This is a genomic window from Natronococcus sp. CG52 (genome assembly GCF_023913515.1).
GTDB classification, from domain to species: domain Archaea; phylum Halobacteriota; class Halobacteria; order Halobacteriales; family Natrialbaceae; genus Natronococcus; species Natronococcus zhouii.
In genome coordinates, this window is the sequence record NZ_CP099391.1 from 494518 (window position 1) to 520972 (window position 26455).

General features: G+C 64.8%; 31 protein-coding genes and 1 pseudogene. 16 read left to right on the forward strand and 16 right to left on the reverse strand.

Annotated features, from left to right (window positions below):
- Positions 1–18 precede the first annotated feature (18 nt).
- Positions 19–1161, forward strand: a complete 1143-nt coding sequence (locus tag NED97_RS02540; RefSeq protein WP_252489160.1) for a TrkA C-terminal domain-containing protein — start codon at positions 19–21, stop codon at positions 1159–1161.
- Positions 1162–1321: 160 nt separating this feature from the next.
- Positions 1322–1606 (forward strand): ubiquitin-like small modifier protein 1, encoded by a 285-nt coding sequence (locus NED97_RS02545; protein ID WP_252489161.1) that lies wholly within the window; start codon positions 1322–1324, stop codon positions 1604–1606.
- Between the two features lie 167 nt (positions 1607–1773).
- Here the strand turns inward: NED97_RS02545 and NED97_RS02550 are convergent, their stop codons facing one another.
- From NED97_RS02550 to NED97_RS02565, 4 genes are all read right to left on the reverse strand, one after another.
- Positions 1774–1941 (reverse strand): ester cyclase, encoded by a 168-nt coding sequence (locus tag NED97_RS02550; protein ID WP_252489162.1) that lies wholly within the window; start codon positions 1939–1941, stop codon positions 1774–1776.
- Complete coding sequence (locus NED97_RS02555; protein ID WP_252489163.1) at positions 1913–2242, reverse strand: ester cyclase; 330 nt, start codon at positions 2240–2242, stop codon at positions 1913–1915. Before NED97_RS02555 ends, NED97_RS02550 begins: the two co-directional genes overlap by 29 nt.
- 125 nt (positions 2243–2367) lie before the next feature.
- Positions 2368–3225 (reverse strand): hypothetical protein, encoded by an 858-nt coding sequence (locus NED97_RS02560; RefSeq protein WP_252489164.1) that lies wholly within the window; start codon positions 3223–3225, stop codon positions 2368–2370.
- A gap of 298 nt (positions 3226–3523) precedes the next feature.
- The gene (locus NED97_RS02565) at positions 3524–4123 is read right to left on the reverse strand and encodes a cupin domain-containing protein (RefSeq protein ID WP_252489165.1); all 600 of its coding nucleotides are present in this window, start codon (positions 4121–4123) and stop codon (positions 3524–3526) included.
- Positions 4124–4227: 104 nt separating this feature from the next.
- Here NED97_RS02565 and NED97_RS02570 point away from each other — a divergent pair, with 104 nt between their 5' ends.
- Positions 4228–4407 (forward strand): hypothetical protein, encoded by a 180-nt coding sequence (locus NED97_RS02570; protein WP_252489166.1) that lies wholly within the window; start codon positions 4228–4230, stop codon positions 4405–4407.
- A gap of 112 nt (positions 4408–4519) precedes the next feature.
- Here the strand turns inward: NED97_RS02570 and NED97_RS02575 are convergent, their stop codons facing one another.
- From NED97_RS02575 to NED97_RS02585, 3 genes are read right to left on the reverse strand one after another with little or no spacing between them, the layout of a single operon-like run.
- Positions 4520–5461, reverse strand: a complete 942-nt coding sequence (locus NED97_RS02575) for a GNAT family N-acetyltransferase (RefSeq protein ID WP_252489167.1) — start codon at positions 5459–5461, stop codon at positions 4520–4522.
- Between the two features lie 5 nt (positions 5462–5466).
- Positions 5467–6711: a Glu-tRNA(Gln) amidotransferase subunit GatD gene (gene gatD, locus NED97_RS02580; RefSeq protein WP_252489168.1), complete on the reverse strand. Its 1245-nt coding sequence runs from the start codon at positions 6709–6711 to the stop codon at positions 5467–5469.
- A 56-nt stretch (positions 6712–6767) separates the two neighbouring features.
- Positions 6768–6965, reverse strand: a complete 198-nt coding sequence (locus tag NED97_RS02585) for a hypothetical protein (protein WP_252489169.1) — start codon at positions 6963–6965, stop codon at positions 6768–6770.
- 84 nt (positions 6966–7049) lie between these two features.
- Between NED97_RS02585 and NED97_RS02590 the strand changes: the two genes are divergently transcribed.
- Complete coding sequence (locus NED97_RS02590) at positions 7050–7631, forward strand: DUF456 domain-containing protein (RefSeq protein WP_252489170.1); 582 nt, start codon at positions 7050–7052, stop codon at positions 7629–7631.
- Here NED97_RS02590 and NED97_RS02595 read toward each other — a convergent pair whose 3' ends face one another.
- Entirely contained in the window at positions 7632–8294 is a 663-nt protein-coding gene (locus NED97_RS02595; RefSeq protein WP_252489171.1) for an ArsR/SmtB family transcription factor, read from the reverse strand.
- Positions 8295–8387: 93 nt separating this feature from the next.
- Positions 8388–9209: a hypothetical protein gene (locus NED97_RS02600; RefSeq protein WP_252489172.1), complete on the reverse strand. Its 822-nt coding sequence runs from the start codon at positions 9207–9209 to the stop codon at positions 8388–8390.
- Between the two features lie 413 nt (positions 9210–9622).
- Between NED97_RS02600 and NED97_RS02605 the strand changes: the two genes are divergently transcribed.
- The 6 genes from NED97_RS02605 (at position 9623) to NED97_RS02630 (ending at position 14141) form a co-directional block, all read left to right on the forward strand.
- The gene (locus NED97_RS02605; RefSeq protein WP_252489173.1) at positions 9623–10009 is read left to right on the forward strand and encodes a DUF5802 family protein; all 387 of its coding nucleotides are present in this window, start codon (positions 9623–9625) and stop codon (positions 10007–10009) included.
- A 29-nt stretch (positions 10010–10038) separates the two neighbouring features.
- Entirely contained in the window at positions 10039–10956 is a 918-nt protein-coding gene (locus NED97_RS02610) for a Vms1/Ankzf1 family peptidyl-tRNA hydrolase (protein ID WP_252489174.1), read from the forward strand.
- A gap of 70 nt (positions 10957–11026) precedes the next feature.
- Positions 11027–11743, forward strand: a complete 717-nt coding sequence (gene udk / locus NED97_RS02615) for a uridine kinase (protein ID WP_252489175.1) — start codon at positions 11027–11029, stop codon at positions 11741–11743.
- Between the two features lie 79 nt (positions 11744–11822).
- Positions 11823–12839 carry a DUF1611 domain-containing protein gene (locus tag NED97_RS02620; protein ID WP_252489176.1) on the forward strand — a complete coding sequence of 339 codons (1017 nt, stop codon included), beginning with the start codon at positions 11823–11825 and terminating at the stop codon, positions 12837–12839.
- Complete coding sequence (locus NED97_RS02625; protein WP_252489177.1) at positions 12836–13876, forward strand: dipeptide epimerase; 1041 nt, start codon at positions 12836–12838, stop codon at positions 13874–13876. Before NED97_RS02620 ends, NED97_RS02625 begins: the two co-directional genes overlap by 4 nt.
- Positions 13877–13946: 70 nt before the next feature.
- Positions 13947–14141 carry a cold-shock protein gene (locus tag NED97_RS02630; RefSeq protein WP_252489178.1) on the forward strand — a complete coding sequence of 65 codons (195 nt, stop codon included), beginning with the start codon at positions 13947–13949 and terminating at the stop codon, positions 14139–14141.
- Positions 14142–14304: 163 nt separating this feature from the next.
- On the opposite strand, the pseudogene NED97_RS02635 reads toward NED97_RS02630, so the two are convergent.
- Positions 14305–14552: pseudogene (locus NED97_RS02635) on the reverse strand (MFS transporter); the annotation flags it as partial.
- Between the two features lie 180 nt (positions 14553–14732).
- Here NED97_RS02635 and NED97_RS02640 point away from each other — a divergent pair.
- Positions 14733–15707, forward strand: a complete 975-nt coding sequence (locus NED97_RS02640) for a hypothetical protein (protein ID WP_252489179.1) — start codon at positions 14733–14735, stop codon at positions 15705–15707.
- 25 nt (positions 15708–15732) lie between these two features.
- Here NED97_RS02640 and NED97_RS02645 read toward each other — a convergent pair whose 3' ends face one another.
- Together NED97_RS02645 and NED97_RS02650 are read right to left on the reverse strand one after the other, a co-directional pair.
- Entirely contained in the window at positions 15733–16179 is a 447-nt protein-coding gene (locus NED97_RS02645) for an AAA family ATPase (RefSeq protein ID WP_252489180.1), read from the reverse strand.
- A 78-nt stretch (positions 16180–16257) separates the two neighbouring features.
- On the reverse strand, positions 16258–17295 hold the full coding sequence (locus tag NED97_RS02650) for a hypothetical protein (protein ID WP_252489181.1): 1038 nt from the start codon (positions 17293–17295) through the stop codon (positions 16258–16260).
- A 229-nt stretch (positions 17296–17524) separates the two neighbouring features.
- Between NED97_RS02650 and NED97_RS02655 the strand changes: the two genes are divergently transcribed.
- Positions 17525–18571 carry a hypothetical protein gene (locus tag NED97_RS02655; RefSeq protein ID WP_252489182.1) on the forward strand — a complete coding sequence of 349 codons (1047 nt, stop codon included), beginning with the start codon at positions 17525–17527 and terminating at the stop codon, positions 18569–18571.
- A 7-nt stretch (positions 18572–18578) separates the two neighbouring features.
- Here NED97_RS02655 and NED97_RS02660 read toward each other — a convergent pair whose 3' ends face one another.
- Positions 18579–19634 (reverse strand): hypothetical protein, encoded by a 1056-nt coding sequence (locus tag NED97_RS02660; protein ID WP_252489183.1) that lies wholly within the window; start codon positions 19632–19634, stop codon positions 18579–18581.
- A gap of 293 nt (positions 19635–19927) precedes the next feature.
- Between NED97_RS02660 and NED97_RS02665 the strand changes: the two genes are divergently transcribed.
- Positions 19928–20422, forward strand: a complete 495-nt coding sequence (locus tag NED97_RS02665; protein ID WP_252489184.1) for an FxLYD domain-containing protein — start codon at positions 19928–19930, stop codon at positions 20420–20422.
- 16 nt (positions 20423–20438) lie between these two features.
- Here NED97_RS02665 and NED97_RS02670 read toward each other — a convergent pair whose 3' ends face one another.
- Entirely contained in the window at positions 20439–20792 is a 354-nt protein-coding gene (locus tag NED97_RS02670) for a hypothetical protein (protein ID WP_252489185.1), read from the reverse strand.
- Positions 20793–20908: 116 nt separating this feature from the next.
- Complete coding sequence (locus tag NED97_RS02675) at positions 20909–21739, reverse strand: PspA/IM30 family protein (RefSeq protein ID WP_252489186.1); 831 nt, start codon at positions 21737–21739, stop codon at positions 20909–20911.
- A gap of 203 nt (positions 21740–21942) precedes the next feature.
- Between NED97_RS02675 and NED97_RS02680 the strand changes: the two genes are divergently transcribed.
- The 3 genes from NED97_RS02680 to NED97_RS02690 all read left to right on the forward strand — a co-directional run bounded on the left by NED97_RS02680 (position 21943) and on the right by NED97_RS02690 (position 24563).
- Complete coding sequence (locus tag NED97_RS02680) at positions 21943–22569, forward strand: alpha/beta hydrolase (RefSeq protein WP_252489187.1); 627 nt, start codon at positions 21943–21945, stop codon at positions 22567–22569.
- 394 nt (positions 22570–22963) lie between these two features.
- Positions 22964–23758, forward strand: coding sequence for a WbqC family protein (locus NED97_RS02685; RefSeq protein WP_252489188.1), 795 nt, complete (start codon positions 22964–22966; stop codon positions 23756–23758).
- On the forward strand, positions 23751–24563 hold the full coding sequence (locus tag NED97_RS02690) for a polysaccharide deacetylase family protein (protein WP_252489189.1): 813 nt from the start codon (positions 23751–23753) through the stop codon (positions 24561–24563). The genes NED97_RS02685 and NED97_RS02690 overlap by 8 nt, the downstream gene beginning before the upstream one ends.
- A 32-nt stretch (positions 24564–24595) precedes the next feature.
- On the opposite strand, the gene NED97_RS02695 is transcribed toward NED97_RS02690, so the two are convergent.
- Positions 24596–26416: an ATP-binding protein gene (locus NED97_RS02695; RefSeq protein WP_252489190.1), complete on the reverse strand. Its 1821-nt coding sequence runs from the start codon at positions 26414–26416 to the stop codon at positions 24596–24598.
- Positions 26417–26455 lie beyond the last annotated feature (39 nt).

The window sequence follows — 26455 nt, forward strand, 5'->3', positions numbered from 1 at the left end:
GAGTCGGGGTGATCGCGCGTGATCGACCCGCTCCTCACGCAGGCCGTTCAGGCGGACCCGGCCCTCGACGCGCTGTTCGACGCGCTCGTCAGAATTCTCGGCTTCGGCGTCCTCGCAGCCGGAACGGCGGCGGCCGCGGCCGTAACCTTTCGGTGGTACAGCGCCGACGAACTGCCGGAGGGCGTCGGGGTTCTCGTCGGTATCACGGCGGTCGCGATCTGGTTGAACACGAAGACGGCCCTGCAGGACGCGATCATCGGAACGACGCCGCTGCTCGAGACCGAAACCGCCGTCTACACGGTCGTCGTGTTCGTCGCGAGTGCGATCGCCGCCGACGGCGGTCGTCGGCTCGGCGATCACTTCGGCCGGGACGTGTTCGCGTTCGCCGCGCCGCGGACGATCGACGACGTGGGCCAACTCGTCCGATCGGCCGGCCGCGTGATCACGGTCGAACTGCCGGCGACGATCGAGGACGTAGACGGCTACGATCCCGTCGAAGCGGGGACGAAAGCGGACCTCGCGGGTGAGACGTTTCACTTCCCGCGACGCCTGACCGTCGGGAAGTTGCGCGAACGGCTGACCGCGCGCCTCGAGCGCGACTACGGGATCGGTCACGTCGACGTCGAACTTACGGCCGACGGCGAGATCGAGTACCTCGCGCTGGGGAGTCGGCCGGCGGGAATCGGGCCGACCCTGGCTCCCGGGACCGTTGCTGTCTCTATCCGCGGTGATCCCGCAGCCGACGCCAGTCCGGGCGATGCCGTCCAGATCTGGACCCGCGGCGACGAGGGGAACCGGTGTCTCGCCGTCGGCGAACTGCGAGGAACCGCCGCCGACGTGGCGACCGTCGCGGTCGACGCCGACGACGTTCGTGCGTTCGACTCCGAACTCCCGCACCGACTCGTCACGCTCCCGGGGACGCCCGACGCGGAGCGGGAACTGGTCTCCGCGCTCCGGGCGGCCGACGAGACTGTCACCACGCTGACCGTCGATCCCGGTGGGTCACTCGAGGGAACGACGATCGACTCGGTACCGGCCCTGGTGCTCGCGATCGACCGGGGTGACGACGCCGTCGCGCTGCCGTCCGGGGACCGTCGTTTCGCCGCCGGCGACGTCGCGTACGTGCTCGGTCGCCCGGAGGCCCTTCGCCGGACCCTGTAGTAGTCACCGAACGTCAGTGCACACCCGATCGCACGACAGGAGCGCGGTTCGGAGCGAGCGACGCAAGCGAGAACCGCGGACAGTACGATCGGCGTGGAAACCGTTTCAGTTGTCACCGGAGAGCGGTAGCTACTTGCCGTCGGCACGGATAGCGCCACCTATGCCCACGGAGTGGAAACTGTTCGCCGACCTCGCCGAACGCGCGGGCGACAAACACGTCACGGTCGACGCCGCGGCCGGCGACACCGTCGGCGACGCGCTCGAGGACCTCCTCGCGGACCGATCCGACCTGGAGGCCCGCGTCCTCGACGACGACGGCGAACTGCGCTCGCAGATCAACGTGCTTCGTAACGGAACGAACGTCCTCGTCGAGGAGGAGGGGCTCGAGACGGAACTCGAGGAGGGCGACGAACTGGCGCTGTTTCCGCCGGTCAGCGGCGGCTGATTCCGTTCGGTTCTCGGTCTGGAGTCGCCCTGGGACGATCGCCGGACAGTCACCGCTCGAGCGAGTAGTGTCTTCGATCCATTCGCCCGTGTCGTTCGGTCCGCTGCCGATCGACTGGACGAACGAGAACGATTCACTCGAAAAATGACAGCTACCGGTTTGCGCGATCAGGCGGCGACGTCGTCCATCGCCGGGACGACCCCGACCTGCTGAAGGAGGCCGAGGAAATCGGCTTGGATCCACGACTCGGCGATCTTTCCGTCCTCGATTCGGTGGACGTCGATCCCGCGGACCTCGGCCTCGACGTCAGTCGGGGGGGATACCCATGAAGTCACCGTCGTGAGTCCCTCGATACGTGTACGACGTGCAGACGTACTCGCCGTCGTCGTCGCTGAAGGCGAGCCGTTCGACGCCCTCCAGGTCGGAAAACGCGGCGTGGAACATCCGCATCGTCTCGACGAATTCCTCGATACCGCGAAGTTCCGTGTCCGCCGTGGTCCCGTGCTGGACGTAGTCTTCGGCTTGCAGGTCGGCGACGCGATCGTACTCGCGGCCGTTGAATACCTCGTCGTTGAACCGTCGAACGAGGTCGATACTCCGTGTGCTGGCTGCAGTAGCTGCCAGAGTATATGTCAATAATTCTAGGGGCGACGCTTGCGGAGATAAAGACCGTCTACGCCGGCTGTGACACTCTTGATAGCAGTCAACAACCTGTTGAACAGCCGATACAGAATCGGCAGCCGAGTCGAAAAATAGCCCGTCTAGCCCGATCGCTCGATCCCGCGCCGGAGCACCGCGGATCCTCCCATTCGCGAGTACTCCGCGACCGCGACGAACGCGATCGCCCAGAGGATGGCTGCAGCTCCCCACATCACGCCCGTCGAGCCCGTTTGCGTGGTGAACGAGATCGACAGGAGTCCGTAGTAGGCCATCGGGAGGGCGGCGAGCCACGAGGCGAGTCGCCAGCCGTCGAACCCGAGTGCGGCGACGATGCCGTACGCGAGCGGCGCGATCGCGAGCCCGGCCATCATCACGTAGTGGCCGTCGAGGGCGTGGGGATCGATCGTGCTCGAGGACAGGCTCAGCTGCGTCGCGACGAACGCGAGGAGCGGAACCGCAGCCACGGCGACCAGCGCCAGGAGCGCCGGGCTGTAGGAGTCACCTCGTCGTAGCAGTGTTCGACCTGCTGGGTGTGCAACGAGTGCGAGCCCCGTGACCACGAAGAACGGGACAACCTCCTCCGGCCGTCCGACACCGTATCCGACGGTGCCGGCGGTGACGGCGAGGATGACGAGGAACGCACCCCACACGGACGCGACGCGCTTTTTCGGCTGGTACGCCTGTGCGAACAGGCCGAGCAGGAACACCGTCACGACGGTGGCGATGCCCATCACGTGGAGTCGGTGGATGCCGAGTTCCGCCGCGCCGTCGGCGGTCCAGCCCGTCACGAGTGTGGCGAGCAGATCCGGGAGAAACAGCACGGACATCACGCCGGCCAGCAAGAGCGGGAGATAGAAGGCCCCCAGCCGGGCCGTCGCGAGCGTAGAACGGCGTTCGCCCGCGTCTTCACGTTCGAGTTCCGCGTCAGTGTAGGTTGCATCGTCGATAGTCGTTCCCATGATACGGTAGTAAGCACGTCACAGAAGGAGATAAATATATCACAACGGATATGAAAACCGGAAACTCTAATAACCTGTATTGAAAGTCTGTGAAGAGGAGAGGTAAAGAGAGCGCCTCACTTGTAACGCTGTGTAACAGCGTCAGTTCGTCTATACTCCGATTCATCGACTGTTCGATATAGTTATCTTCTCTTACATTTCGTAGCAACAGTCTAGAAGACACGATTTCCGTCGTGGGAGGTCATCGCGTGTCTTTCACAGGATCGTCTCTGGTCGGAGAGACTGCGGTTTCTCGTCGTCACTCCGCTGGCGCCCTCCGCGTGCTGTACTCGGGATAGAACGCGCGGTAGCCGATTAGCCGACCGAGCGGAGCGAGCAGACCGAACACCAGTTTCTGTATCGGGTCCGGAGGAGTGACGAGATCGTTGGTCTCCCAGTAGTGGTCCGCGATCACGGCCATCTGCAGGGGATTCGGAATTCCCTTCGCGTTCGTCTTGCCGTCCGCTGCGAGTCCGTAGACTGTCTCCAGAAACTCGGCGATCTCGAGAGCGGGACGGACCTCGACGCGGGCCCGGAGCGCTTCGTTGCGGTCGTTCCACCAGCCGTGCGGCGTCCCGGCCGAAACGACGAAGGACTCGCCAGCGGAGACGGTAAACGGCTCCCCATCGAGCGTGCCGGTGACGCTCCCCGCGAGAATCTCGAAGAACTCCTCCTGGTGGTCGTGGACGTGTTCGGGCGGACCGGCCGCGAACGGTTCGGCCACGAGTTCTAACTCGACGAGTTCGCCGTCGGTGTCATCCCCTCGGCGCAGGAACGTCACCCGTTCTCCCGCGATTGGGTTTTCGATCACCTGCGACGACGCACTCTCGGCCGTCGACTCCTCGCTTCCGTCCGTCATACTCTCGGTCACGATCCCCTCTATATTGGGTTTCTGAGGGCATAGCCTCGCTCTACGATAGCTAACTTGCTGCTCTCACACTGCCGACTACAGCAGTTGTCTCTGTGGTATGGGCTTCCTCGACCTGCTCTCACGCTGCCAGCAGTGGGGGACAGCAGCCGAGGCGCGTCTCGCTCGCTACCGTCCGGTATCCGGATGTTCAGTACACCGCGGGAGCGATCGCCTACGTGGTCTGGCTGTACGTCATCGTCGAGATCGTCGGACTACTGCTCGGGATCTGGTAGGAAGCGGTCCGGGAGCGGCGATATCCGGTCGGCATCTGTCTTCGGAAACACGACCGAATTCGAACGTTTATCGTCTCGCACTGCGAGCGGCGCTCCCGCCGGAACCGAACCCTCACTCGTTCTCGGAGAGATCGATCTCGAGAACGAAGTCCGGCTCCTCCGATATCTCGGCACCTGCGTAAGAGGCGTCGCTGACGGACGCGGCCGTTTCGGGAATCAGAACGCGAGTCCGGTCGGCCCCGACGGCGGCGGCGTCCCGTGCGATCGCCCCGAACAGCGAGCGAGCCGCGTCGACGTCCTCCCAGGCGCCGACGCCGTACTCGGCCCAGGTCACCGTCTCGCCGTCGTCGCTCTCCCGGTCGTACGTCCGGACGCGGTACGAGGCGCCGACCAGCTCTCGTTCGCCGTCGCTCTCTCGCTCGTGATCGCGTTCGACCGCGAAAACGGCCGTCTCGTCGGCAGAATCCGTGAAATCCTCGCGGGTGAGTTCGCGCGTCGCCCACGTCTCCTCCGGAGCGAACCCGAGGCCGTCCAGGTGGTCGCGCGTATCGCTGTGGGTCCAGTAGCGCCAGGCGGCTGCAGGGTCGCTCGAGACCGAATCCGGCCCCGACGCGTCCGGATCGGGTTCCGGATGGGCGAACCGAAACTCCGTGATCGGATCGAACCCGCCCTTCCGCGCCGCGCCTAGCGAGGCGGCGTTCCACGAGAAGATCATGATGCGGCCGACGGTCGCGCCCCGCTCGCGGGCCCAGTCGAAGCAGGCCTCGTTCAGGCGGCCGCTTAACCCCTGGCGCTGGTAGTCGGGGTTGACGCGCATCCCCTGGAACCAGGCCTCGTCGGGCGAGAGCATCACCGCCTGGACGATCCCGGCCACGTCGTCGCCCGCGTCGGCGAGGAACGTCTTCTTGTAGTCTTCGCCCTCGTCCTCGAGCCAGTCGTGATAGATCTCCGGGATGTAGTCGCCGCCGCGGTCCTCCCAGAGCGTCTCGGTGAACGCCTTCACGCCCTCGTAATCGTCGTGCGTCGCTCGCCGTATTTCGATACCGACCGACATCGAGATCACTCCCAGGGGACGGACCGCTCCTGCAGTTCGCCGGCCAGCGACGTCTCCATCGCCTCCGAGACGTTCTCCTCGTTCGCGAGCGCCCACATCAGCTTGACTTTCGCCGTTCCCGGCAGGGTGTCGCCGGCCTCGACGACGTCCGCCTCGAGCAGGTCCCGGCCGGTATCGTAGACGCGGTCGCAGACCCGCCCCTCGAGACACTGGCTGGTCATGACGACCGTCGTGCCCTCCTCGACTAACTCCTCGATTCGCGGGATGAGGTCGGTGTGGACGTGACCGAGTCCGGTTCCCTCGAGAACGACTCCCTCGCTCCCCTCGAGAACGTCGAGGAAGCGGGGATCCATCCCCGGCGTGAACTTCAGCAGTTCGACGTCCTCCTCGAGGTCGGCCTCGAGCGCGAGGTCGGTCTCATCTCGCTGCTGGTAGTCGCGTCGGAATTCGACGCTTTCGGTCTCGTAATCGACTTCGCCGAGCGGCTCGGCGCCGATCGTCTCGAAGGCGTCGCGACGGGAGGTGTGGTTCTTGCGGACTCGAGTACCGCGGTGGAGCGCACACCGGTCGTCGCTCTCGGAGGCGTGCATGCAGACGAGCACCTCCGCGCAGTCGCTCTTGGCGGCCTCGACGGCGCAGACGGCGTTCATCACGTTGTCCGAGGAGGGTCGGTCGGCCGAGCGCTGGCTGCCCGTGAAGACGACCGGAACGGGCGTCTCGAGCATGAACGCGAGCGCCGACGCGGAGTACTGCATCGTGTCGGTGCCGTGCATGACGACGACGCCGTCGGCGCCGTTTTCGATCTCGTCGCGGACGGCCTCGGCGAGTTCCTGCCAGATCGGCGGCTCCATATTCTCCGAGAGGATGTTAGCGACGACCCGTCCGCGATAGTTCGCGCGGCCGGCGAGATCCGGCACCGCCCGGAGAACGTCCTCGGCGTCGAACTGCGCCGTGACGGCGCCGGTGCGGTAGTCGACCGTCGAGGCGATGGTGCCGCCGGTCGAGATTAGCGAGATGGTCGGCAGCTCCTCGTCGAACTCGACTTCGGAGGCGCCGTCGTCGCTGCTCGAGCTATCGATCTCGTAGACGTCTTCGGCGAGAACTTCGACGTCGGCCGCGTCGCGGTCGATACCGACGTTGTAGCCGCCCTCGAGTTTCACCACGAGCTGGTCGTCAGTGCCGGAGGGGAGCAACACGCCTTCGTAGGTGCGGTCCGCGCGATCGACGTGAACGCGGTCGCCTGGATTCATAGCTTCTCGTTGCGCGGCGGCGGACTTGAAGGCACGCTTTCGCCTTCGAGGTTGGGTTACGTGATCAGGCCGATGACGACGAGTCCGATCCCCGTCAACAGGAGTACGCCGGCGATGACCGCTGTCAGGAGGCGGACGGTACTCAACGCGTCGCGGGTCAAGTCGAGTTGCGGATACAGGCGCCGTCCAGCGTAGAGCAGCCCGCTGCCGAGAGCGATCGCCGCCATCCCGAAGATAATCAACTCGGTACTCACTGCCCTCCGATACGACGGCAGGCGTAAAAAGAGCGCCCGTTAGTGTGGGAAACATCCTTGGTGACAGCGCACCTGTCGAACCGTATGGGCAACCGTTCGGACGAACTCACCGAGACGAGTGAGCGGTCCCCGAACTCGACCGACGAACTGCTGTCTGAGACCGAGCAGCTGCTTTCGAGAGCCGACGCCGACGCTAGCGTCGGTGAACCGTCCGCCCGATCTGCGACGGAGCCGGAACCGACGGCCCCGGAACCCTCGTCCCCGCAGTCATCTCGCCTCCCGTCGGTCTCGTCGTTCCTCTCGCTGCCGTCTACCCCCTCGATACACCGGTACTTCTCGCCGAAGGCGTTTCTCGCCCTCGTCCTCGTCGTCGGGGCCGGGCTGCTCGCCGGCGGGATGGCGATCCCGCTTGCCGGTCGCATCGTCGGAATGTTCGCCGCCGCGTTCGCCGTCGGACTGGTCACGTCGAAGCGGCGCTACCTCGAGATGACCGCGGCCGGTGCCTCGGTCGGCGGCGTTACCGCGCTGCTGGCCTCGCCGATCGCGGTCGCCGGCTCCGGACAGGCCGTCCTCGCGGTCGGTGTCAGCGCCGGGCTGGCCGCCTGCGTCGGCGGCTACTACTTCGGCCGCGACCTCCGAGACGGGCTGTTCCGCGACGTCGAGTGATCAAATCTGGTCCGAAGCCAGCTCCCAGCCGCGTTCCGTCCGCTGGACCATCCCCTCGTCGGCCAGCAACTCGAGTAGCTCGGCGACGACCTCTCGGGGGGGCTCGACGTCCTCGCTGAGCTCGGTAATCGACTTCGGCTCCGACCGAATGCTCGCGAGCACGTCGGCGTAGATTCGGCTCTCGGGGCCGGAGCCGACGGTCTCGGAGATCCGATCGAGGACGTCACAGACGTTTCGCTGGACCCACCGCTGAGCGAGCGACAGCTCGTTTTCGAGCTGCTCTAGCTCCTCGAGCGTGCCGAGCAACTCCTCGAGTTCGTCGGCCTCGCTCCAGTTAACGTCGAGTTCGAGGTGACGACAGGTCGTGATGTCGAAGCTGCTGTTGGTCGGATAGGCGCTCTTGCTCACGTAGCCGTACGGCGAGAGGCTCACCTCGAGTCGGACGTTGCGAGCGATGTGAAAGTACTTCCGCCGCTGATCGTCGACCCGGCTCTCGATCAGGCCCGCCTCCTCGAGTTTGCGCAGGTGTTCGATGACCGCCTTCGGGCTCACTCCGAGGTACTCCGAGATCTCGGTCACGTAGCAGGGTTTGCGTGCGAGCAACCGGAGGATCCGTCTCCGGTTTTCGTTGCCGAGAAGATCCAACAAGGCGGCGGAGTCCATCGTATGTACGGTTAGGTGCCGTCGCGGAAAAGCGTGTCTTCTCACTGCACCGAACGTAGCGACTCGGTTCCGGTTCCTCGATGGAGCCGTCGGTTACTCGTCGTCCTCGTCGGATTCGTGGTCCTCGTCGGTCGTCGGTCCGTCGCTGCGGACCGGCATCTCGTTATCTTCGCTCGTCGAGTCTCCGCCACTGCTCACCGATTCGTTTCCGCTATCATCGTCGTCCTCGCCGAGTGCGGTATCGTCGTCTTCAGATTCCACAGGGTCGGTTCGTTCCTCGTCATCCGAATCGTCGGCTGAAGTGCGCTCGTCGTCATCCGCGTCGTCGCCGGGCAACTGGTCGCTAAACGGCGCGCCGTCGAGGTAGTCGTCGAACCCGACCAGCTTCTTCGCAATGTCCGCGATCTGCTCGCCGCTGAGTTCGGCGGCGCTCTCCCGAACGGACTCGAGTCGATCGAGGCCGACCTCGGTATCGAGCGCGAACGGACGGGTCTGCTCGACGGATCGCTCGAGTGCGGTGATCTCGACGGTCAGTCGAGTCATCCGCGCCTGGTACTGTGGCTCCGAGAGTTCGTCTTCCTGCTCGCGGAGTTCGTCACGCTCGTTTTCGAGCGACTCGAGCTTCGCCTCCAGTCCGTCGGCCCGGTCGTCGACGAGCGCCTTGCGGGTTTCGTTGTCGGCATCCTCGTACTTCGCTTCGAACATCTCGGATTCGACCGTGTTCGACGTGTCCGCCGCGCTCGATTGCATGAACGTGGAGACGCTCTGTCCCGGTGCCACCTCCTCTTCGTCCGGCTGTTCGGTGGTGCTGTCGGCGCCGATCGCACCCGCGAGGGCCCCGCTCGCGGCGGGTGCCACCGTCAGGCCGACGAGGGCGACCGCCACGAGAAACACAACCGACCGAGTAGCTGTCATTACCGTGTTCAACCGAGGAATCTCCTAAAAAGTCAGACCTTCGTTCGGATCGTTCAACTGATCCCGGCGTGGCCTGAGAGCCGCCCGGAGTGTTTAAGCGGCTTTCAGCTGCCGTCGTTCGCTACTTATCGAAGCTGGTAACCTGTTCGTCCGACCGTCGGTTCCGTCAGGCGACCTCGACTGTTTCGGACCGTTTAAACCGTTTATCATCAGTTTCAGCGACTGACTACTGCTCTTCTGGTGCAGGTTTCACGACCGTTCTCGAGACCCGCTCTGGACCGTTGTGCTCTCATGACGGTTGAATCGTAACCGGCCGCCGATCGAAACTGCTGTCGAACGATTTCATTGATAGCACGTCGGCTTAAACATCTCGCCGAACAGTTATGTCCCCTCGAGTCGTGGTATCAACTGTCATGTTCGAGGTGTTTTCGCGGAGCTACTACCTCGGCCGGCTCTACGTGACTCCGACCGACGGAGATCACGCACTCATGCACGACGAGCAACACGAGCGCATCAACGAGGAGGTGTACACGACCGGGGAGGGCCTCGAGCGGCTCGACGCCCCGCTGGTGATGAAACTCGAGTCGAGACACTTCCCGGTCCACGGCGACGAGGCCGTTCCGACGAACACGCTCGCCCTCCCCGAGTCGATGCTCGAAGACACGGCGATCCGAAACCCGCCCTCGCTCCGCGAGGTGATGCTCGCGCGCCGCGAACGCGCCGAGCAACTGCTCGCGTTCGCCGGCGGCTGGCAGGTACCCGACCCGGATCTCGGTGACTATCCCGGCGCCGGAACCTAAAAGTAGTCCCGCTTCGCGTGTTCGGTCAGATGCTCGACGAGTTGCTCGGCCGCGCCTCCCTGAAGGAGCGTATCGACGACCTCGAGGAAAAGAACGAGCGCCTGCGAGAGCGGTACGAGGCTGAATCCGAGCGCCGGTCCGACGCGGTCACGGCCAGACAGGACGCCGAAGAGAAACAGAACCGGCTCGAGGACCGCATCGCCCAACTCGAGGGCGAACTCGAGCGCACCGACGGCGACGAGGGCGATCTCGGCGTTCGCCGCCGCGAGGAGCTACGCGGCGGACGCCTCGCGGACGTCCTCGACCGACTGCAGTCGATCCGAACGGAGCCGGAGGGCGCTCTCACTGCCGGTATCGGCGACGAAGCCGGAATTCCCGACACCGTCCGAGACGACCTCGAGGACGTGCTGGGCGACCGACTCGCCCTGCTCGACGGCGAGGCTCCCTGTCTCTGCTGCGTGGACGACGCCGGACTCGTCTCGGTTGCGCTCGAGTCACCCGTCCGGCCCGCACTCGAGCCGATCTGGGGCGATCGGTTCGAACTCGAGCGCGAGTGGTTCCTGCCGACCGGCCGCTACGCGCTCGCGCTCGTTCGAGCGGACCTGTTCGCCCTCGGCGTCTACGAGGACGACGAGCGCGTCTCCTATCGCGGCTTCGAGAGCGACGTGAAGGGAAACCACTCGAAGGGCGGCTTCTCGCAGGCCCGCTTCGAGCGCATTCGCGACGACCAGATCGACGACCACCTCGAGCGCTGTCGCGACGCCATCGCCGAGTACGACGGCGACCGACTCTACGTGGTCGGTCAGCGCGGCGTCGTCGACGCGCTTGCAGAAGAGTCGGCGTTCGAACCGGACGCGACCGCGGCCGTCGACGCGACCGGCGATCCGAAGCCGGCGCTCGAGGACGCCCGTCGCTCGTTCTGGACGACGACGCTGACGGTCATCTGAGCCACGACAGCGGTTCTCGGCTTCGACCGGTATCAGGGGATTCATTAGCGACCCCTCCGAGATTCGAACGATGAGTATCCCGTCGTTCGTCATCGGCATCGCCGGCGGCACGGGCGCCGGAAAGACGACGGTCGCGCGCACCGTCGCCGAGACGGTCGGCGAGGCCGTCACGCGGATCCCGGTCGACAACTACTACGAGGACCTCTCCCACCTCGACTATGAGGAACGAGCGGAGGTCAACTACGATCATCCCTCGGCGTTCGAGTGGGAGTTGCTCCGCGAACAACTCGACGCGCTTCTCATGGGCCAACCGATCGAGATGCCCCAGTACGACTTCGAGATTCACAACCGGAAGGACGAGCACGTCAGGGTCGAGCCCTCGGACGTGATCGTCCTCGAGGGAATCTTCTCGCTGTTCGACGAGCAGATCCTCGAGATGCTCGACCTCAAGGTGTACGTGATGACCGACGCCGACGTCCGCATCCTGCGGCGGATCGAGCGCGACGTCGTCGACCGCGGGCGCGACCTCGAGGGCGTCATCGAGCAGTACCTCGAGACGGTCAAACCGATGCACGAGCAGTTCGTCTCGCCGACGAAGAAGAACGCGGACGTGATCATCCCCGAGGGCGCGAACCGGATGGCGGTCGACCTGCTGGTCGAGAAGGTCGAAGCGGAACTCGTCCCCGGAGAACCGGAGGGCGACGCGGAGCACTCCTTCCCCCTCGACGTCGGCGAGGAGCGTTCGACGCGCGTCGAACTCGAGTCTTCCGGTAGACCCGACGACTGACCCGTTCGTCCTGTCACGGGTCTGCCAGTCGGTTACCGAGATATCTACGATTAAGTAGCCGCTCGCCCGATAGCCCGGTATGCAGATCGCGATTCTCGCCCACGAGAAGTTTCCGGACCGAGCCAAGACCGCTCTGGGAGTACTGCGCTACGCTGATTACGACGTCGCTGCGGTCCTCGACCGCGACAGCGCCGGCAGCCGGGTCACCGAGTTCGTTCCCGACGTGCAGGACGCGCCGATCGTCGAGGGGATGGCCGACGTCGACGCCGACGTCGACGCCCTGCTGATCGGGATCGCGCCGATCGGCGGCGGCTTCGACGAGAGCTGGCGCGACGACGTCCGGACGGCCCTCGAGAACGGCTGCGACGTGATTTCGGGGCTCCACTACTTCCTCGAGGACGACGAGGAGTTCGTCCGACTGGCCGACGAGAACGGCTGCGAGCTGTGGGACGTCCGCAAGCCGCCCGAGGATCTGACGGTGAGCCAGGGGATCGCCGACGAGGTCGACGCCGAGGTCATCCTCACCGTCGGCACCGACTGCTCGGTCGGGAAGATGACCGTCTCGATGGAACTGGCTCGCGACGCCCGCGAGGCCGGCTACGACGCCGCTGTCATCCCGACCGGCCAGACCGGAATTATGATCGAGGGCTGGGGCAATCCGGTCGACCGGGTCGTCTCCGACTTCACGGCGGGTTCGGTCGAGGAGATGATCCTCGAGAAGGGCGACGAGCACGACTTCCTCTTCGTCGAGGGCCAGGGCAGCATCGTCCACCCGGCGTACTCTGCGGTCACCTGCGGCATCCTCCACGGCTCGATGGCCGACCAGCTGATCCTCTGTCACGAAGCGGACAAGGAGGCGATCCACGGCTACGAGTCGTTCTCCCTGCCGTCGATCTCGAGCTACGTCGATCTCTACGAGGATCTCGCCGAGCCGGTGTCGGACGCCACCGTCACTGCGGGCGCGCTCAACACCGCCCACCTCGAGGACGGCGAGGCTCGACAGGCCGTCGACGACTACGTCGAGACGCTCGGCGCGCCGGCGACCGACGTCATCCGCTTCGGGACAGACGACCTGCTGGAGGCGCTGCTCGAATGACGCTCGCGACCGACTTCGAACGGCGAACGCTCCCGCTCGAGTTCCCGTTCGGCATCTCCCGGGGAACGGCGACCGACGCCGAGATCGTCTTCGTCACGATCGAGGACGAGGACGGGACCGTCGGCGTCGGCGGCGCCGGACCGTCCGCCCACTACGGCGAGACGCCCGAGACGGTCGCGGCGGTCCTTCCCGACCTTCTCGCGGTCGTCGAGGAGATCGGGGACCCCCACCAGCTCGAGCGGATCGAACGCCGCATGCGCGAGACGGTTCGGCGGAACCCGGCCGCTCGTTGCGCCGTCAGCATCGCCGTCCACGACCTCGTCGCGAAGCGTCTCGACGAGCCGCTGTACCGGTACTGGGGGCTGGATCCGGCGGAGACGCTCGAGACCTCCTACACCATCGGCATCGACGATCTCGAGACGATGCGCGAGAAGACCGAAACTGCGCTCGAGCGCGGCCACGGAACGCTGAAGGTCAAACTCGGCACCGATCGCGACGTCGAGATCGTCCGGACGATCCGCTCGGTCGCGCCCGACGTCCGCCTGTTCGTCGACGCGAACGAGGCCTGGACGCCCCGCGAGGCCGTCGGGAAGATCGACCGACTCGCCGAGTTCGACCTCGAGTTCGTCGAGCAGCCCGTCGCCGCCGAAGACCCCGAGGGACTGCGGTTCGTCTACGAGCGCTCGTCGCTGCCGATCGCGGCCGACGAGTCCTGCATCACGCTCGAGGACGTTCCGCGGATCGCCGACCGGTGTGACATCGCGAACCTGAAACTGATGAAGTGCGGCGGGCTGCTGGAGGCGAAGCGGATGATCCACGCGGCTCGCGCCCACGGCCTCGAGGTGATGTGCGGTTGTATGAACGAGTCCAACGCCTCCATCGCGGCGGCCTGTCACCTCGCGCCGCTGCTCGACTACGCCGACCTCGACGGCTCGCTTCTGCTCGACGAGGATCCCTACGCGGGCGTCCCGATGCCGGACGGCGAGATCGATCTCGCGGGCCTCGAGCGGGCCGGCACCGGTGCGGTGCTCGAGTGACGGAGTCGGCGGTCCTGGTACCACGACCCTCAGAAGCGTTATCCGTGCACTGGCCGTACGATCGTTTGTAATGGCGAAAGGTAACGTTGATTTCTTCAACGACACAGGCGGCTACGGTTTCATTTCGACGGACGACGCGGACGATGACGTATTCTTCCACATGGAAGACGTCGGCGGCCCGGACCTCGAAGAGGGACAGGAGATCGAATTCGATATCGAACAGGCCCCCAAGGGTCCCCGCGCGACGAACGTCGTCCGCAACTAATCGCGGATACCCACGTCAGAGTCACCGTGCGGCGACTCTGACCGACGGTCCAGTTTTTAGTGATATTACGCGTCTAGACGGTTCTGTCCGCGGATTTTGTCGCCGATCAGTACCGCGAGCAGGTCGCCCAGTTCGCGAGAAGGAGACAGCCGACGACCGCGAGCATGGCGATCAGGATGGCGCGTCGCTCCCCGTACCGATCGGCCAGCATCCGCTCGGGTACTGGCTGATCGCGTACGCCAGCCGCATCCCCGTCATCGCCGTTCCGACGAGCGCGTTCGAAACGTCGAACTCGGCGACGATCTCGGGGACGACCCGACTGACGGCCAGCCGACCGACTGTGATCACGAAAAACGCCAGGATACAGAGCAACAGCACCGTCTCGCGATAGCGCCATTCGGCGAGTCCCATCGAATCGTTCGGTGGCGCTTTACCGCGGTCCTCGTACTACCTGTCGAACCCGGAGAACGCGTCGGGTACCCGGGCTCCGAGATTCGAGAGGCATTCGCACTCCGCTCGACACAGCCACGGCGACTGTCGCGTTCATCGCCAATATGGTTTAACAGGATCGTTACCCTGAGAGATTCAGGCATGACCGGCAGTCACGACAGTTCGAGACTCTCTCGACGGGTGCTGTTACAGGCCACGGGCGGGACGATCGCGCTCTCGAGCGCCGGGATCGCGGGCGCGAGCGGAACCGACGACTCGAGCGGACGGCTCTCCCGGCGATGCCCCGACGCGACGCTGCAACCGAGCATGGGACACTGCGAGGGCGCGAGTGTGGAGGGCTGTGCGGACGACCATCCCGCCACGGTAGCGCTCCGGGAAGAGGTCCAGGAGACGCTCGAGACCCGGTATCCCGACGTCGGCGCGCTGATCGACGCGGGGTTCAAGCCGTACTTCGATACACTCGACGGCGAGGACGACGGCTGGTCTCACTGGTTGAATCCGGAGTACATCGGCGACGACACCCTCCTGGATCCCGAGCGACCGGAGTCGGTGCTCGTCGACAACCAGTCCTGGCGCTCGATCGGCGTCATGTTCATCGCGACTCGCGACGGCGAACCGATCGATCCGCCGCCGGCGGTGTACGACGCTGACGGCGATAGCGAGTCTCCAGACGACGGTCACGAGCACGACCGAGATCCCGATGACGACCACGATCACGAGAACGGGCACGGCCACGATCAGGACGACGACCACCACGACTATCCTGAGGGCGATCCGGACCGCTGCTCACCGTGGCACTACCACGCCGGGCTTCCGGGCCGATTCGCGTGGTGGTACTACCAGCAGGCCTACGAGGGGGCTTTCAGAGAGGGCGACCTCCAACTCCCCTGTCGCACGCCCTGTCTGATGCACGTCTGGGCGGTCGACCACCCCGGCGGAGCGTACGCACACGACGGTCCGCCGGCCGCGTCTCGCGACGACGAACCCGCCGAGGACCCCGGATTCGAAGACGCGGAACCTGGCGAGGACGAACTCGGCTGGGACGTGCTGCCGGACGAGGTCGCCCCCGACCGGAAGCCGGACGAGTTCTCGATCCCCGGGCGGCCGGGACCATAGGGCGACTCGAGTCTCGAGACCCGAATCAGGCTCTCCACGACTCGAGCGCGGCCAGGACCTGCGCCGTCGCCTCCGTAACCGACGACTCGTCGGTGTCGATCCCGAGGTCCGGATTCGGCGGCTCGAACTCCCGGTAGATGACGTGGACGCCCCGCTCGTCGATCGATTCCCGTCGATTCCGGTTCCGCTCGAGACAGGTCTCGAGAGTCGCGGTCACGAGGACGAATCGGACCTCATCGAGCGTGCGAAACCGTTCCTGCCAGCGCCGCCGGTAGAAGGTGCCGTCGACGAGCCAGAGCACGTCGTCGGGTCCCTCGGCGACGCGTTCTGACAGTCGCTCGTAGGTGCGACTCGAGAAGTCGTCGGAGTGGAGCAGTCGCGTCGGCTCGTCGCGGCTCTCGAGTCGACGGTCGACGCGGGTCGCGATGGTCGTCTTTCCCGCACCGGGCGGCCCGCAAATAACGACGATCACGACCTCGAGTAGGAACCGACCGCCGTAACGTGCTCGGATTCGTGCCGGTCGGAAACGAAGGGGGACGATCGGCGCGGTTCACTCCCAGTCGATATCCTCGCTGCGACTCGAGTCCCGAAGGATGAACGGTCCGATCGCCAGCGTCCGCTTCGCCATCGTTCCGATCCGGAGGACGAACGCGACCAGCAGGAGAAACGGCGTGACGGCGACCGTCGCCGCCGTCACGACGACCCAGGTGACGGTATCGACGCCGAGTACCGTTCCGGTGATGGCTTCGGCATCGAAAAAGAGCAACATCGACATCGCGACGACCAGTGCGGGCACCGAGACGTACATCATCGCCCGCGAGAGGTTGATCAGCTCCCACTGGAAGTACAGCGTCTTGAAGTGCTCGCGGGCGAGTCCGAACAGCTTCAGCGCCTCGAGGAGATCGTCGTAGGCTTCCCGGGCCTCGTCGGTGAACGACTCCGTGTGAACGTTCTGGATCCGGCGAGCACGGAAGATCTTCCAGGAGTAGTTGTAATCCAGCGCCGCCTTGAGGACGTCGTAGGTGCCGAACTGGGCGTCGGCCAGATCGTCGCGGATCGAGTCGGCGTGGGTCGTGAGGTTGTCGACGAAGTCGTCGACGCGCCCCTCGAACTCCTCGTCGCGGCTGTCGGCGACGGCGTCGCGAAACTCCGAAGCGCGATCCTGGGAGGCGGCGACGATCGCCTGCATGAACGATGCCGGTTCGGGCGGGCTAATCTGCGCGTCGATCACGTCCTCGACGTCCTCGTGAAAGTCGAGCGACCCCTCGAGTCGCTCGCGCTGATCGTCGACGGCACCCAGTTCCTGGGAGAGCACGAGCTGGTTGATCGTCAGGACGAGGGTGACGCCGGTGATGATCGCGGTCACGAGCGCCTGGAAGAGGAAGTGAACCGGCTCTTTCACGGCCATGAGCCCCCGGAGGGAAACCGGACTGAGTTCGCTCAGTACGAGTAGACCGACGAAGACGAACGCCATGAGGCCGGCGGTTACGACCCACCGGTTCGCGTTGAGAAGCAACCACAGCTTCCACGTCGAATCTTCGCTCCGCTCGGCCATCGTATCGTCGGGCTGCGAACTGTCGCTGCTCATCGGACGGACTCGAACTACGATACCGACCGGCAAATACGCACGGCCGGCGGTCGCTCTCGGTCGATACGCGGTCGAGACGGACCGACGACACGGATCGTCTCCGTTCTGCCGTCTCAGTTACCGATCAGTCGACGCTCGCAAACGGTAGCCGACCGGTAGCGTGCGTTCGGTCCAACGGTGATTCGCAAACAAAAGCACTTCTACGGGGGGTCTGGTAACGTATCGCTGTATGACTGAGTCCGGCTGGAGTGACGAGACGGCCAGCACCATCGAAGACCGCGTCCGCGGCGGTCGCCTGATGGTCTGGTTCCTGGTTCGAGGGAACCGTCTGGTTGTCGCCAGCGTGATGGTGTTAGTCGCGTACGCGATACTGATCGCTCTCGGCGAGTTCGGTCCGGGTTCTATCTCGAAACTCTTCGAACCCGATCCGGTGTTCGCGCTGTTCACGCCGATCGTTATCGGCATCATCATGGGTGTCAGCCTGGTCCTGACGTTCAACCAGCTCGTGCTCTCCCGGGAACTGGGTCCCGTCGGCGACCAGCGCGATCGGATGGCGGAGGCGATGGACTTCCGCCGGGACGTCGAGGAAGCCGTCGGACGGGAAACCAGTCCCCCGGAGCCGTCGACGTTCCTGCGCGGCCTCGTCGAGAAGACCGGCGAGCACGCGAGCCAGATTCTCGACCGCCTCGACGAGGAGCCCGCTCTCGATGACGACGCGCGGTCCGACGTCGCCGGGTACGCCGAAGGGGTTCGCGACGACGCCGAGAGAGTCACCGAGGACCTCAAGGGCCAACAGTTCGGGACGTTCGAAGTCGTGGCAGCGGCCCTCGAGTACAACTACTCCTGGAAGATCTACATCGGACGGCGAGTTCGAAACCGCCACGCGGACGTCCTCTCGGAGGAGACCATCGAGTCGATCGACAGGCTGCTCGAGGACCTCCAGTTCTTCGGGCCGGCCCGCGAGCACTTCAAGACGCTGTACTTCCGGTGGGAGATCATCAACATCTCGCGGGCGCTGGTGGTCATCTCCCTGCCCGCGCTGGCGGTCGCCGCCTACATGATCCTGATCTTCGAGACGGGCGACGTCGCCGGTTCGGTCGCCGGCGTCGACAGCGGACTGCTCGTCGTCGGACTCGCGTTCGCGATCGGCGTGATGCCGTTCTCGATCTTCCTCTCGTACATCCTCCGGATCGTCACCGTCGCGAAGTGGACGCTCGCGATCGGTCCGTTCATCCTGCGAGAGACCGACCGCGGTTCGGACATCGAGTGGGAGTAACGTTTCGTCACTCGCTCCTATCGCGATACGAGACGTCGAACTGCCCCTCGTCAGGATCTTTCTGGGGGAGAATCGGCCCGACCGACGCGGTTCGCCGGGCCACGGTCGCGGTTCGGAGGATGAACGCGACGAGTAGCGCGAGCGGCGACACGACGACCGCGACGAGCCCGCTGACGACGTAGGGAAGGAGCGCGGTGCTGATGTTCGGACCGCCGAGATCAGCGTAGATGAACCCGATGAGCATCGCCGAGAGTATCGACGGAACGCCCGAGTAGATCGTTAGTTGGGAGAATCGAGTCAACTCGCGCTGCAGGTACGTCGTCTTGAAGTGGTCCCGGGCGACGCTGAACAGTTTCAACGCGTCGATCAACTCGTCGAAGGCCGTCTCCGTTTCCTCTGAGATCGAATCGGCGTGCATCCCTCGAAGGTGTCTGGCAGCGTACATCTGCCACGCGTCGTTGTACCCGATCGTGGCCGAGAGCGCCGTGAACGTGCCGGACTTCGCGTTCTCTAGCGTTTCGTCGATCCGCTTGGTGCTCTCGTCGATAGTGTTGACGTACTTGGCGACCAGTCTCGCAAACTCTTCGTCCTCGTGATCCGTGACGGCATCGGAGAGATCGTGAGCGTGGTAGTGAATCGTCTCGACAAGGAGTTCGAGCAATCTCGTCGGTGACGCCGGCGATGCCGGCACCTCCGCCATCTCTTCGATATCCCGTTGAAAGTTCATGACGCCGTCGATCTGGTCACGAGCCTCCCCGGCGGTAGCGAACTCCCGAGAGAGAATGAGCTGATTGATCGAGACGACGAGCGTGACGAGCGAGAACGTGCCCGCGATCATCCCGCCGGCCAGGCGGGTGATCGAGTCGTCGTTGACAAACGCGATGATACCGAGTTCGTTCAGAGAGAGAAACAGTACGAAGACCGCGAGTGACAGAAGGAGCGCGATAAAGACGCGACCACCTTCGACCAGCACCCAATCCGATACTCGTGTCAGCGAACTCGTTCGTTGACCGATATCGGCTCCGTATGATTCGAGCGTCTCGTCGACCTCGGACCGATCCATGGAGTCACGTTCGCCGGAGGTGACAATAAGGGACCACGTTGCATATCCCGCTCCGGTGTCAAATCGACGGACATCGCCGGCGTCGACTCGGTCTCTTCTCGGCGACTCGACCGTTACCGTCGTCCTCGAGTTGTGACGAGTGCCGTGTAATTCACCTGCGGGCGTATCGGTTCGACTGAGTCGGAATCTGACGGTTCATGGCTCACACTGAAATACACTCGCGCCGTCGAATCGACCATGATCAGCTACGGGGACCGTCTTCGAGACCGTTCGTTCCGGAGGCTCGAGGAGCCATGACCCGGCCGACACTGAGTCGCCGCCGCGTTCTCGGCTCGGCCGGCGTCGCTATCGCGGGCGCGTTTGCCGGCTGTAACGACGTCGGCGGGGGTGGCGAACCGGAGTACGAGGACGGCGAGGTCGGTAACGTCGACGGCGAGGCGCGGTCGGCCGAACAGATGGCTGCAGCCGAGGCGCTCGCCGAGCAGGAGGTCAACGAGGGCGTCACTCCGCTCGACGTACTCACGATCCAGAACCACGAGTTCGTGCTCGAGGATAACTACCTCGGCTCGACGGTCCAGGGAACCGTAGAGAACACGGGCGAAGACCGGATCGAAATCGTCGAGGTTCGGGTCCGCGTCTACGACGAGACCGGAACCCAACTCGGGCAGTATCTCGACGTCACCGGCGACCTCGCCGGGAACACCACGTGGAATTTCCAGGTCGTCATCCTCGAACCGCCGGCCGACATCGCCGACTACGAGATCGCGGTGCTCGGCACCCCGTCGTGAGGCGAGAACGGCCGCCCTACGGGGACGAATCCCTCTCGTCGACGAGTTCGTCCGCAACCCCCTCGTAGATCGTCTCGACCTGCTCGTTCAACTCGTACGCCGGTCGACCCTTTCCGGTCGGCGAGCGCTCGTCCGGTTGCCGCTCTTCGACGAACCCCTCGGCCTCGAGGCGGTACAGCGACCGCATCACGTCGGCTTCGGTGATCGTCCCGACGACCTCCGCCTCGGCGTCGTTCAGCCGTGTCCGGCACGTGCGCCGGATCTCGTGCGTCTGGACGGGAATCTCGTCGTTGCGGTGCACCTCGGCAATGGCACACAACACCACCTGTTCGGTTAGCGAGAGCGATTCGATGTCTGACTCGGCCACCATACACAACCGTACTACAGCCTAGATGGTAGCCGTTCCCCTCAGTCGTCGTTCGTGAAAATTCAGATGTGCGGATACTGTAACGACCCTTCTCGGCTCGACTCCGTCGATCGGAGACGCTACGCGTTCTCTTCTTCCTGCAGTTCCTCGAGTTCGCTGTCGATCTCGTCGTCGTCGACTTCGGCCTCGAGGTCCTCGATCTCGGACTCGTCGACCGCCTCCTGAGGTTCGGACTCGGATTCGGCGCCGGAGTCGGCGCCGACGTCCGATTTGAGCGTCTCGAGTTCGGCCTCGACGCCGCTGTCGGTCGAGAGCTCCTCGAGTTCGCGGTCGATCTGATCCTTATCGGAGAGTACGTCGTCGAAGGCACCCGTCTGGTGGAGTTCGTCGAGCGCGGACGCGCGAGCCTCCATGTCCTCGGTCTGCTCCTCGGCGCGTTCGATGGCGCGGCCGACGTCCTCGAACTCGTCACCGGTGGCCGTCATCGCTTCCGACACCGTCGAGCTGGCCTCGGCGGCCTCGTAGCGGGCCTTCATCGTCTCCTTCTTGGTGCGGAACTCCTCGATGCGGTTCTGCAGTTCGTCCTTCTGCTCGATAAGCTGGTCCTGCTGGCTCTGGAGCTCCGAGACCTGACGCTCGAGGTCCTCGATCTGGTTCATCTTCGTCTTCTTCTTCTCGAGGGCGCGGCGCGCCAGATCCTCACGGTCCTGCTGGACGGCCGTTCGGGCCTGCTCGTTGTGTTTCTCCACGTTCTCCTCGAGGCGCTTTTTCTGCATCTCGAGGCGCTTCTTCTGGGTGGTGAGGTCGGCGATACCGCGTTTGACGTCCTGGAGCTGATCGCGCATCTGCTCGTAGGAGTAATCCAGCGTCTCGGTCGGGTCCTCGGCCCGGTTGAGCACCGAGTTGATCTTCGATCGAATGACGTAGGAGGTCCGAGAGAGGATGCCCATACGCCTACCTATCGTTCGCCGCCCTTAAAAACATCACATCAGCGACAGTCCGTGCCGAAACCGACGCCGCAGCGGCGCCGTTCTCGCCGATTTGACTATCGTAACGACTGAAACGGTTTCCACACCGATCGCGCGACGGCTGTTCGATCGGGTGTGCGCTGACGTTCAGTGGCTACTATAGCCTCCCTCACGAACGGTCGGTCATGAGCGACGTGCTCGTTCCCGGCCGCCGCGACGTCCGGGGCCGACTCGATGAACCGGACGGGGAGACGGACGCCATCGTGATCGCCTGTCCGCCCCATCCCCAGCACGGCGGCTCTCGCACGGACCAGCGGCTGATGGCCGTGACCGAGGCCCTCTGCGAGGCCGGGATCGCCTGCCTCCGGTTCGACTACGGCGAGTGGGGCGACGGCTACGGCGAGCGCGAGGACGTCCGCAACGCGATCCGGTGGGCCGCAAACCGGGACGATGGGGAGGGCGCTGACGGCTGCCCGATCGGCGTCTTCGGCTACAGCTTCGGGGCGTCGCAGGCGCTGCTCGCGTCGGCGACCGTCGACCGGCCGGTCGCGGGCGTCGCCGCCCTCGCGCCGACGGCGACGCTCGAGGAGGATCTCGACGCCGTCGCGGCGCTCTCGACCCTCGAGTCGCCGGCGCTGGTACTCCACGGCGAGCGGGACACGACCGTCGACTGGGAACCCGTCGTCGAGCGTGCGCGCGAGCGAGGCGACGACGTGGTCTCGCTGCCGGCCGATCACTTCTTCCTCGGGACGCGCGACGAGATCGCGCGGGCGGTCGTCGACTTCTTCGAGCGACTGCTCGTGGAACCGTAAGCGCCCGCTACGACCGGCCCGGTCCAACATTCGATGGAGACCGGACGGAAGTAGCGACCGCCTACGACTCGCTCGCTCGAACGTATCCGGTCGATACGATTCGGTACGTTCCGGTATTTCGAACGGTATGCGGTCGTATCTGCTACTCGGCGGCTATTTCTCGAGCGCTTAACAATAGTTCCGGAACAGTTCTTCTCGATTGGAGTATCAATGAGAGTGAAGGAGTTGCGAGCCAGTCGGCGGACGGAACGTGGGGCGACCGGCGTCGGTCGTTCCGCCGCAGATCGCGCACTTCGAGGGGTAACGGGTGGAACGGTGGTACCGTTCGAAACGACGCATCGCGGCTCGAGCGATACGCGGCGCTCGAGCGAGACCGCCATCGGGGTGAGTATCGATGGATGACGTAGCGGAGGAAGAACCGGGTCAGCCGGGCGGCGTCGGCCGCGCCTCGTCGGAGCCGATCGAGTCGAACGGCCGGGCGCCGATTTCGGCCGGACGCGATCGGACCGTCGCGATCCACCAGCCGAACTATCTGCCCTGGCTCGGCTACTTTCAGAAGATCCACCGGAGCGACGTCTTCGTCCTCCTCGACGACGCGGAGTACTCGTCGGACTCCTGGATCAACCGGAACAAGATCAAAACGCCCGACGGGTGGACGTGGCTCACCGTTCCGGTCCACGGCTCGGACGAGCCGATCGCGGACGTCGAGATCGCGGACGACAGGTGGGCCGACAAACACCGCAAGAGTATCCAGGCGAGCTACGGCGGCGCCGCACACTACGACGAGTTCGCCGACTTCTTCGCGGAGACGTACGTGCGCTCGTGGGAGTCGCTGTGCGAGCTGAACGTCCACCTGATCCGGGAGCTTTCCGAACGGATCGGACTCGAGTGCCAGTTCGTTCGCGCGTCGACGCTCGACGTCGACGCCACGAACAGCGAGCGCATCGTCCGACTCTGTGACGAAGTCGACGCCGACCGGTACTTCTCCGGGGAGGGTGCCCGCTCGTACAACGATCACGATCGGTTCGAGGCGGTCGACATCGCTCTCGAGTACCAGTCTATCGAGCATCCCCGGTACGAGCAGCGCTTCGACGACTTCGTCCCGAACCTGTCCATCGTCGACGTGCTGATGAACGTCGGCGCCGAGGGAACGTACGACCTCCTGCGGTCGGTGACCGCCGATGAGTAGTAGTACCGATCGTACCGACCGGGTGCGCACCGACGGCTGGGCGAAGGACTTCAGCTACGACTACTACCGGACGCTGCTCCGGACGCTCCAAGCGAACTTCGATCTCCGGACGCTCTCGGAGTACCAGTCCCGCCGGCCGACCGGTGAGCGCGTCGCGTTCGTGCGACACGACGTCGACGTCTGTCTCGAGCGCGCGGTCGAGATGGCGGAAATCGAGCACGAACTCGGCGTTCGATCGACGTACATGGTGATCCCCGACTCGCCGCTGTACGACATCGAGGAGGAGAAGGATCTTCTGCACCTCATCCACGAGTTCGGTCACGAGATCGCCCTCCACTGTGATCTGGATCCCTCGAGAGCGAGCGGCGTCGACGCGCCCGCCGACGGACTCTCTCGCACGGAGTTGCGACAGATCGAGGAGGACAAGCGCCGACTGGAAGCGATCGACATCCAGCCGATCACGTCGCTCTCGTTTCACCGCCCCTCCGAGCGGGTCCTCGAGGGGCCGCGAACGATCGCGGGGATGGTCAACGCCTACAATCCGGACCTGCTGTCGGCGTACATCTCGGACTCGAGCGGGCGGTGGCGGGAAGGAAACCCGATCGAGTCGATCACCGCGAACGCCGCAGCGGACCGCCTGCAGATACTGACGCATCCGGTCTGGTGGGGAACGCATCACCTGCCGCCGATCGAGCGGTTCAGCAGCGTCGCGGACGAGTTCGAGGTGCTGGACGAGCGAATGTACGCCGAACTCGTCTCGATCTACTCGGCGTACGGCGAGCAGACCGATCGGATCGTCGCCTGATCGGCGCTGAACCGTCGCCCGATCGTCGTCGCTCAGTCCCGCCCGTGGCGGGTCAGGCAGTTCGAGAGGCCGATCAACTCGACGGGTTCGGAGTTGTCCGGCGAGTAGACGACCATCTGTCCCTTCTCCATGTACGGCACCTTCGACTCGAGGTTGCTCGGGATGTTGACGCTCTTGATAGCGTCCTCGTCGCCGAGGTTGAGGACGACGGTGGTGTTGATCTGTTTGAAGACGGCGTCGTCGATGTCCTGCGGGTCCTGCGTGATGAGAAAGAGGCCGAGTCGCTCCTTGCGGCCCTGTTTCGCGGCTTCGGTGAACTTGGTGATGACCTTCCGCGCCTGGACGCTGTCGGCGTCGGTGAGGAAGTTGTGGGCCTCGTCCATCCCCAGGATAAGCGGGGTGTCCTTGATCCGGTCGTAGCTCGGATCGTTCGAGAGTTTCTCGTCGATCAGCAGCGAGGAGAGCGCGAGGACGACTGCCTCGGTCGCCCGCGTATCGCTGATGTGGTAGGTCGGGACGACGGTGAGACCGCCGGGGCGGACGAACTCGTGGATCAGGTCGGTGATCGGTCGCGCGTCCTGGTCGAAGACGTCGTCGAAGCCGAACACCCGCCGACGGACGGCGTCGTAGGTCGCCTCGTGGACGCGTCCGGACTCGTCGAGTTCCTCTCGCAGGGCGGGGTCGTCGAGGAACGACGTGAACTCGGCGTAGGAGCCGTCGTTTCCGTACTCCCTGAAGAAGCGGTCGATCAGGAACGTGAGCGCGCCGTACTGGTTGTCGTTGAGCGAGCCGCCGGAGACGAGCCACGGCCGCGTTCGACACATCGAGAACGGGATCGTGAACTCGACCTGTTCCGCGCGGTGGTGGCCCGCGGAGTAGGTGGCGTCCCCGACTTTCGGAACGAAGGCCGTCGTATCCGTGACGCCGCCGTGGGCGATCCCCTCGCGCTCGAGTCGGCGCGCGTACTCGTCGTCCAGGTCGATGTTGTCGTCGTGCATCTGGGCGTACTCGTCCTGGGGATCGAACTGGACGACGGCCGGGCCGACGGTGCGTCCGTCTTCCATCGGGTACTGGCGCTCCTCGGCGAGGTACTGTCGGAGGATGTTCTTCGCGCCGTGGGTCTTCCCGGAGCCCGTTCCGCCGGCGATCAGCGTGTGCCGGAAGACGAGCGGGTCGCCGGCCTCGTAGTCGTCTTTCACCCGGTAGTCGATCGTCGGCGGCGACGCGGCCGTCCGCACCTTCTCGCCGCCGACCGAGAGGTGTCCCAGGAAGACGCCGTCCTCGGGCATCTTCAGCCCCGTCTTGATCTTGTTGATGTCGTTCGCCTGTCGAACGACCGTCTGCGGTTTGGGAACGCGGTCGGTCATCCGTCGTTTGAGCTCTCCCTCATCATCGTACAGTACGGCGACCGGTTCCAGCGACGTAACGAACTTGTAGTCGGCCTCGTCGACCCTGTCGCGTCGCATCGCGCGCCGGGCGTGGATCTCCGTCGCGTCGTCGGCGTGGTACTGCTGGGCGTACTCGAGGCCGGTGATCCGACAGAACAGCGACTCGCCGTCGGGGTACGGCGCGATCAGGTAGCTGCCGATGCGGATCGACGAGCGGTTACCGCGGGTAACGTACGCGCGCAGCGAGGTGTCGTCCTCGTCCTCGGCGATGCGAAGTCCCTGCGAGACGCAGATCGTTCCGATGCCGACGTCCTCGCCGTCGGGTTCGACCCCCGTCGGTTCGAAGTCGGTCGTCGCCGTCGCTCGGTCTGCGTCCGTCGATCGTGACCCCGTCTCGTTCGGCTCTGCCTCCGAATCGACCTCGGAACCAGTGTCGAACTCGTTGAAGTCACCCAGATCCGTCATATCACGTTAATGAGCACCGGACCTCAAACGCGTTTCCCT

What these genes read in the sequence shown, in the direction of transcription:
- NED97_RS02605 (WP_252489173.1), top strand. Translation starts at nt 9,623, where the DNA reads ATGTTCGAGGTGTTTTCGCGGAGCTACTACCTCGGCCGGCTCTACGTG.
- NED97_RS02680 (WP_252489187.1), top strand. Translation starts at nt 21,943, where the DNA reads ATGAGCGACGTGCTCGTTCCCGGCCGCCGCGACGTCCGGGGCCGACTC.
- NED97_RS02565 (WP_252489165.1), bottom strand. Translation starts at nt 4,123, where the DNA reads ATGACGGACGGAAGCGAGGAGTCGACGGCCGAGAGTGCGTCGTCGCAG.
- NED97_RS02575 (WP_252489167.1), bottom strand. Translation starts at nt 5,461, where the DNA reads ATGTCGGTCGGTATCGAAATACGGCGAGCGACGCACGACGATTACGAG.
- udk (WP_252489175.1), top strand. Translation starts at nt 11,027, where the DNA reads ATGAGTATCCCGTCGTTCGTCATCGGCATCGCCGGCGGCACGGGCGCC.
- NED97_RS02650 (WP_252489181.1), bottom strand. Translation starts at nt 17,295, where the DNA reads ATGAGCAGCGACAGTTCGCAGCCCGACGATACGATGGCCGAGCGGAGC.
- NED97_RS02545 (WP_252489161.1), top strand. Translation starts at nt 1,322, where the DNA reads ATGCCCACGGAGTGGAAACTGTTCGCCGACCTCGCCGAACGCGCGGGC.
- NED97_RS02590 (WP_252489170.1), top strand. Translation starts at nt 7,050, where the DNA reads ATGGGCAACCGTTCGGACGAACTCACCGAGACGAGTGAGCGGTCCCCG.
- NED97_RS02670 (WP_252489185.1), bottom strand. Translation starts at nt 20,792, where the DNA reads ATGGTGGCCGAGTCAGACATCGAATCGCTCTCGCTAACCGAACAGGTG.
- NED97_RS02630 (WP_252489178.1), top strand. Translation starts at nt 13,947, where the DNA reads ATGGCGAAAGGTAACGTTGATTTCTTCAACGACACAGGCGGCTACGGT.
- NED97_RS02660 (WP_252489183.1), bottom strand. Translation starts at nt 19,634, where the DNA reads ATGGATCGGTCCGAGGTCGACGAGACGCTCGAATCATACGGAGCCGAT.
- NED97_RS02690 (WP_252489189.1), top strand. Translation starts at nt 23,751, where the DNA reads ATGAGTAGTAGTACCGATCGTACCGACCGGGTGCGCACCGACGGCTGG.
- NED97_RS02560 (WP_252489164.1), bottom strand. Translation starts at nt 3,225, where the DNA reads ATGGGAACGACTATCGACGATGCAACCTACACTGACGCGGAACTCGAA.
- NED97_RS02665 (WP_252489184.1), top strand. Translation starts at nt 19,928, where the DNA reads ATGACCCGGCCGACACTGAGTCGCCGCCGCGTTCTCGGCTCGGCCGGC.
- NED97_RS02620 (WP_252489176.1), top strand. Translation starts at nt 11,823, where the DNA reads ATGCAGATCGCGATTCTCGCCCACGAGAAGTTTCCGGACCGAGCCAAG.
- NED97_RS02600 (WP_252489172.1), bottom strand. Translation starts at nt 9,209, where the DNA reads ATGACAGCTACTCGGTCGGTTGTGTTTCTCGTGGCGGTCGCCCTCGTC.
- gatD (WP_252489168.1), bottom strand. Translation starts at nt 6,711, where the DNA reads ATGAATCCAGGCGACCGCGTTCACGTCGATCGCGCGGACCGCACCTAC.
- NED97_RS02595 (WP_252489171.1), bottom strand. Translation starts at nt 8,294, where the DNA reads ATGGACTCCGCCGCCTTGTTGGATCTTCTCGGCAACGAAAACCGGAGA.
- NED97_RS02675 (WP_252489186.1), bottom strand. Translation starts at nt 21,739, where the DNA reads ATGGGCATCCTCTCTCGGACCTCCTACGTCATTCGATCGAAGATCAAC.
- NED97_RS02610 (WP_252489174.1), top strand. Translation starts at nt 10,039, where the DNA reads ATGCTCGACGAGTTGCTCGGCCGCGCCTCCCTGAAGGAGCGTATCGAC.
- NED97_RS02640 (WP_252489179.1), top strand. Translation starts at nt 14,733, where the DNA reads ATGACCGGCAGTCACGACAGTTCGAGACTCTCTCGACGGGTGCTGTTA.
- NED97_RS02685 (WP_252489188.1), top strand. Translation starts at nt 22,964, where the DNA reads ATGGATGACGTAGCGGAGGAAGAACCGGGTCAGCCGGGCGGCGTCGGC.
- NED97_RS02625 (WP_252489177.1), top strand. Translation starts at nt 12,836, where the DNA reads ATGACGCTCGCGACCGACTTCGAACGGCGAACGCTCCCGCTCGAGTTC.
- NED97_RS02695 (WP_252489190.1), bottom strand. Translation starts at nt 26,416, where the DNA reads ATGACGGATCTGGGTGACTTCAACGAGTTCGACACTGGTTCCGAGGTC.
- NED97_RS02655 (WP_252489182.1), top strand. Translation starts at nt 17,525, where the DNA reads ATGACTGAGTCCGGCTGGAGTGACGAGACGGCCAGCACCATCGAAGAC.